Annotated in this window: 5 protein-coding genes; all 5 read left to right on the forward strand. The window is 34.8% G+C overall.

Features of this window, described 5'->3' with window-relative positions; translation table 11 throughout:
* A partial coding sequence (locus GQ594_RS11600) for a hypothetical protein (RefSeq protein ID WP_160413071.1) occupies window positions 1–344 on the forward strand: 344 nt, incomplete at its 5' end.
* A gap of 261 nt (window positions 345–605) precedes the next feature.
* On the forward strand, window positions 606–1,439 hold the full coding sequence (locus tag GQ594_RS11605) for a phage antirepressor N-terminal domain-containing protein (RefSeq protein ID WP_160413070.1): 834 nt from the start codon (window positions 606–608) through the stop codon (window positions 1,437–1,439).
* A gap of 115 nt (window positions 1,440–1,554) precedes the next feature.
* The gene (locus GQ594_RS11610; RefSeq protein ID WP_160413068.1) at window positions 1,555–4,551 is read left to right on the forward strand and encodes a phage tail tape measure protein; all 2,997 of its coding nucleotides are present in this window, start codon (window positions 1,555–1,557) and stop codon (window positions 4,549–4,551) included.
* Between the two features lie 16 nt (window positions 4,552–4,567).
* A complete protein-coding gene (locus GQ594_RS11615; protein WP_160413066.1) occupies window positions 4,568–4,909 on the forward strand; it encodes a phage tail protein in 342 nt (113 codons plus the stop codon).
* A gap of 353 nt (window positions 4,910–5,262) precedes the next feature.
* On the forward strand, window positions 5,263–5,730 hold the full coding sequence (locus GQ594_RS11620) for a DUF4041 domain-containing protein (protein WP_160413064.1): 468 nt from the start codon (window positions 5,263–5,265) through the stop codon (window positions 5,728–5,730).
* The last annotated feature ends 195 nt before the right edge of the window (window positions 5,731–5,925 follow it).

Genomic DNA, 5,925 nt, shown 5'->3' on the forward strand with positions numbered 1-5,925 from the left:
TTGCGCAACAAATTGCTAAATGGAAAGATGGCGCTTTTCAGGATTATGGTGAGATTAAAAGAGATAAAGGTCCAATAAAATATTTCATGAAAGATAGTATTCTGTATTATAATTTTGGAAATCCGACTTCTTATCCATTTAACTTAGCTTCTTATTATGATCAATCGGAAATTATTAAACCACTAGATAATCATAATATAAAACAACAAAAATCTATAACGTACATTTCTCCTGATAAATATAAAATTGTAGATGTAATGGAAGATATTTACACTAATAATAGTGATAATGCTGAAAATATTAAAACAAAAACCGAATTAGTTTGTGAGCGATTTAAACAATAAAAAATTACATATTTGTTGACTATCAAAGCAATTTAATTGTATATTCTTTGATGAGGTGTCGAAACCTTATCAAGAAGCGGATTAATCGCCCCGTTAGCGTGATTTTTTTATGCTCAAAATCTATGCCGAGAGGGCGAGGAATAAAATACCTTAGGGGAATAACTCCAGCCGACTTCTTGCGGTTTTCGAACCTCTTGGCACCCAACAAACAAAAATAAAACAAGTTGGGAGTTTAATTCGAAAATAACAAGAGGATATAGCATGTCAAATCAAATTCAATTAGTTCAATTTCACAATCAACAAATATCAATTCTTAATTATAATAATAAGCCTTATGTTGCTATCAAGTCAATATGCGAAAACATAGGTTTGGATTGGGAAGCTCAAAGGCAAAGAATTAAAAGAAATGAAATACTTAATTCAACTGCCTTTATGATAAAGGTAGTTGCAAAAGACGGTAAAAATAGAGATGTTTTATGTTTACCTCTTGGTTACCTCAACGGTTGGCTTGCAGGTATAGAATTAAGCAGGGTTAATCCAGAAATAAAACCTATTTTAAAACAATATCAGCTTGAATGTTTCGATGTACTTTATAATCACTTTATGCCAAAAGTTGCGCAACAGTTTCCTAATACAATTTCTCCCGAACAACAACAGCAAATCCAACAAGCAGTCAACGAGCGAGTTTACCGAACAGGTGAAAAACATCAGGCTGTTTATTCAAAGTTTCATCAACAATTTAAAATTCCACGTTATCAGGATTTGCCTGCTAGTAAGTTCAACGAAGCTATAGAGTGGCTTGGCGGTGTAAGCATGAGAAACTTTAAATCGATTAACATTGATAATCTAAAGCGTCAGTACAACTACTTAGCAACAATACAAGAATATTATTATAAGGTATTCGACTTATATAATGATTCACTTGCTGATTTTCTAAATAAAAATAGCCCAGCTTTGCACTATAACCTTTCATCTGCATTAAATAAAATTCAAGTGAATATTGGTTTATCGCTTAATTTTATTCGCAGTGAAATAGATATCGGCTCAAAATCAAAAATAATAAACTTTGCTGCTGATATTGATTATCTAAATTAAATCTAAGTACAGCAAAAACTAGTCAGGAAAGGCATTGATTTTATTTAATTTATTTTTAATGCCAAATATACGAACAAACCACCTTCGGGTGGTTTTTTAATATCTGGAGAAAACTATGGCAGAAGAAATCACATCACTAAAGCTTAAGATTGATGTGCAAAGCGTCGATGAAGCGAATAAAAAACTAGATGATTTTAGCAAAAAGGCGGAGGGTGCGGCGTCTGCTACTGATGAGTTCGAAAACTCACAACAAATTATCAAAAGCTCATTATCTCGAACAGCTAAAGAGGTTGACGAAGTTCATCGACGTATTGCCGAATATCGTAAAAGCCTTACAGCAAATACAAACTCAGCGAAAAAATTTGCTGAATCTAGCGATAGATTATACGTTGGTTTTCGAAATCAAATTGACAGTTTAAAAGATGTTAATACTGCCTCAAAAGAGCTTGCAAGAGTTAGAAAAATGCTTGCAAAAACTTATAAAGACGGTCAAATAGATATCCACAATTATAGCCAATTACTCTCAGATATCGCAATCAAGCAAAAAGAAGTAACGACTGCTGAAAACATTGCAACCAAGGCGAAAATTGATTTTTTAAATAAATTAAAATCGCAGGTCGCAACTCAGAATCTATCAAAAGAGCAATTATTGCGATATCAAGCTGCACAACTTGGAGTTAGCTCATCTGCTGATGTTTATATTCGAAAACTAACGCAAGCAACGAAAGAAACCCAAAAATTAGGCACAGCATCTTTAGCTACTAAGCACCAGTTAGCTACAATGACGACACAGATGATGCGAGGGAATTTCACAGGTCTACAAACTTCTATCATGAAAAATGGCATAGGCAATACTTTTAGCACGCTGTTAACCTCGTTGAATCCCGTTAACATCGGTATTTCTGCCATGGTCGAATTGCTCGGTAGCATGATACCGAAGCTTTTTGAAACTGAAAGCGCTACTGATAAATTAGCGGCAGCTCAAGATCGTTTAAATAGAGTATTGAATACAGATAAGAATACTGGTTTTACTTTTTTGTCTGACGATATGATGCAGTTACTTAAGAAAAATAGGCCGTTAGTTGAAGGGTTGTTAAAATCAAGCGAAAGAGATGTAAAAAAAACTATTTCAGGAATTAAGGCTCAGCTTCAAGACGGATTTAAAGATGCTGAAGTAGGGTGGAAAGAAACACTTAAGAGGCTCGGGCGTAGCGGCACTTCGGATTTAGATGCAGTTCTTGATTCTATTCAACGGCTCACCAAAGGCGGACAGGATTTAAGTGCAGCGCTTAAAAATGTTAATGATGAAGCTTTGGAATCGGCATCTGGCATTAGAAGTAAAGTTTCTAGTTATGCAGAATATTTCGATATAACAGAAGAGCAAGCTCAAGATTTGCTTGTTGATTTATCTAACATTAAAGCTGAGACCGATTCAATTAAAGCATCAGAAAAGATTAATGACTTAATTAATAAACTTGGAAATTTATATAAAACCTCAGACAATGGTAATGACAAATTTCAAGGCCTAATTAATGGATTAATTGAAATTGCAAATAAAGCGAGCGACGCCTCATTAAAGTTACAGCTTTTAAAAGCAATAAGCGGGAATGCAGACAAAGCAACAGACCCGAAAAAAAGCCCGTTTTATCGATATCGCCTAATGTCAATGAATCGAGAACAGCGCATAAAAGCTGAAATTGCGGAGATGGAAGCAGACGCAAAAAGATCTAATGAAATAAATCCCGGTTCAGTGACAGAAAAGGATATAGCAGACGCGGCAGCGGCAATTAGAGCGAGAAATGCCGAAAAAACGAGCTCAGCAACTAATCTTTTACGCACATCACAACAGCAAGAAATCAGCTTAAAAAGTCAGCTTCAAGCACTGCGAGAGCAAAGTTTAACAGTTAACACGATTACTTCAGAGCGCAAAAAGTACTTTGATTTACAAGCCCAGATTCAAACGCTAGAAAGTACTGGCAATAAATCAAGAATGTCAGCGCATGAAAAGTATGTACTTGCACATAAAGATGCTTTACTTGCTCAGTTTGCTAAAAATGCAGCTATTAGTGAAGAAATTACACAATACGAAACAGCAACCAAAGCACTTCGTAAAATGCAAGAGTACACAACAAACTTATCTGCAAAATCTAAAGCTAGCCAAGCTACGTTCGGTATGACGTCAAAAAATGCGAATCGCTACAATGAAATGTCAGAGCTTGACGCTCAGCGTGATATAGCGCTTAAAGGTACTAGTAATCCTACAGAAATAACAAAAATCACCGAGGAATACAATAAAGCTAAACAAGCGTTACAACAAAGTTGGCAACAGGAAGACATCAATCAAACTGATTGGTTTGCAGGGCTAAAAGTGGGTATTAATGAGTTTTCAGATGCTTCACGGAACATGTTTGATGCATTTCGTGATTTAGGACAACAAACCATGAGTTCTGTTAGCCACTCATTAACTGAATTTGTTACGACTGGGAAAATGAGCTTTAAAAGCCTTGCCAAATCAATTCTCACAAATATTATTGAGATTATCAATAAGTTACTAGTTGCTCAAACAATACAATCAGCCATGGGGTGGTTTGGAATGGCTAGCGCTGGTGCTGGTGCAGCAACGGGAGGGTTACAGCAAGCTTATAACGGTGGATTGATTCGAGGTTACGCAACTGGTGGGGATGTTAGATACAGCATTAACTCGTGCGGTTTTACAGGGCGGGGTAATAAGTATGAGCCTGCAGGTATTGTTCATAAAGGCGAATTCGTATTCACTAAAGAAGCGACAAAACGCCTTGGTGTTGGCAATCTTTACGCGCTGATGAACGACGCTCAAAGAGGATACGCAAATGGAGGCGCAGTTAATCTTGGTCATGCTTCACCAATTGCTTTTACTCGTAAATCTAATAAATCATCAAGCGCTATAAATGTTAATACTAATGTGACATTAAACATGGAATCTAATAGTGAATCAGGGGCGGCTAACTCAAGCATTGATGCAAATTCTATTGAAAGTCAAGCTGCTGCAATAATTGATCGGCGCGTAAATGAAACGATAAAAAAACTTGTTTCACCGGGCGGTGATTTATATAACCTGATGCGCGCAAGATAGGTATTAGGAGGAGGAAATGACAATAGACGTTTTTAAATGGAAAACAATGGGCAATCCGAAACATACAGATTCATCAAACATTAACGAAGCTGGATTTGGTGACGGATATGTCCAGTTATCCAGTAATGGTATTAATAATACAAGTGAGACTTGGGACTTAACTTTTACAGGATGCATCAATGAAATAAAAGAAGTTCGTGATTTTTTAAACTCGCACATCATAAAGTCGTTTAAGTGGAAAAATTTGTACGGTGAAGAAAAATTGTATCGAGTTGTGAATAAATCTATCGAATCCGAATTTGTTGGCGGCAGAGTTGTTTCATTATCATTCAAATTTATTCAAGCTTATTCACCTTGATTAAAAATCGGTCAGGAAACATATTGATTTTATTTAAGTTTTTTTCTGGCGTTTTTTGAGGGCAATTCTATAACCCTTTTTTTAATCGCTTTTTTAATCCATTGAAAAATATAGATTAATTTAAGAGCTAGAAAAAAGGGTTATTTTCAAAAAAATGGTTAAAATTTAGTTAAAACAAAAGGCTATGTTTGATATAATCTTGTTCACCGCTGCATAAGCGGTTTAGAAAAGTTTTCGAAACTGCTTGGTGCGTTAGACAACGTTCACCGCCGAGTAGGCGGTTTTTTATTGCTCTTAACTTAATGATCACATAATATTAACGTAAAACAGTTAATATAAAATAGGATTATTATATGTCTAGTAATGAAGAAGATTTGCTTGATGAGTGTTATTTTCCTAGTTCTATAGCAATAACAGAAGAAATTCCTAAGGGGATTAAGCTTGAAATAAAAAAAATTCAAGACAGGCAAAAATTAATGATTCGTCAAAAGTCTGCTTGCGATGTAAATCTTAATGAGCCTTGTGAAATTTTTAATAATGTAGAAGATAATTATATTGATAGATTGTGCATTCTGCTAATAAGGGCATTTAATTGTGATTGCCACATTATTATGTCCAAAATAAAACAAATCAACATACATGTTTTAGGTGAAATGATAGAAAAATCGTTTTATGAATTAAATGGATTGGGAGAGTTTAAACGAAACCTTTTTAGTGTATCTATTTCATTTGAGTATTTTAATTTGAAATTAGATGAATTAGTCTTGTACTACAACTATTTAAATCCAGACCATAAAATAGATCACCTGATCGATCTTTAAATTATATTAAATATGAGTATCGTATGAAAAGAATTTTACTAATTAGCTTGGTTAGCTTAGTTTTGTTTGGCTGTAAAGAAAAAAAAGTAACTGAGGAAATGCTTGTCGGAGATTGGAGATGTGATTTTGCGCAACAAATTGCTAAATGGAAAGATGGCGCTTTTCAGGATTATGGTGAGATTAAAAGAGATAAAG

Source organism: Gilliamella sp. Pra-s52 (assembly GCF_009795805.1).
In the GTDB taxonomy this organism is placed as follows: domain Bacteria; phylum Pseudomonadota; class Gammaproteobacteria; order Enterobacterales; family Orbaceae; genus Gilliamella.

Bases quoted from the DNA above. Each gene is read 5' to 3' on its own strand.
- GQ594_RS11605 (WP_160413070.1), top strand. From the start codon at position 606: ATGTCAAATCAAATTCAATTAGTTCAATTTCACAATCAACAAATATCA.
- GQ594_RS11610 (WP_160413068.1), top strand. From the start codon at position 1,555: ATGGCAGAAGAAATCACATCACTAAAGCTTAAGATTGATGTGCAAAGC.
- GQ594_RS11615 (WP_160413066.1), top strand. From the start codon at position 4,568: ATGACAATAGACGTTTTTAAATGGAAAACAATGGGCAATCCGAAACAT.
- GQ594_RS11620 (WP_160413064.1), top strand. From the start codon at position 5,263: ATGTCTAGTAATGAAGAAGATTTGCTTGATGAGTGTTATTTTCCTAGT.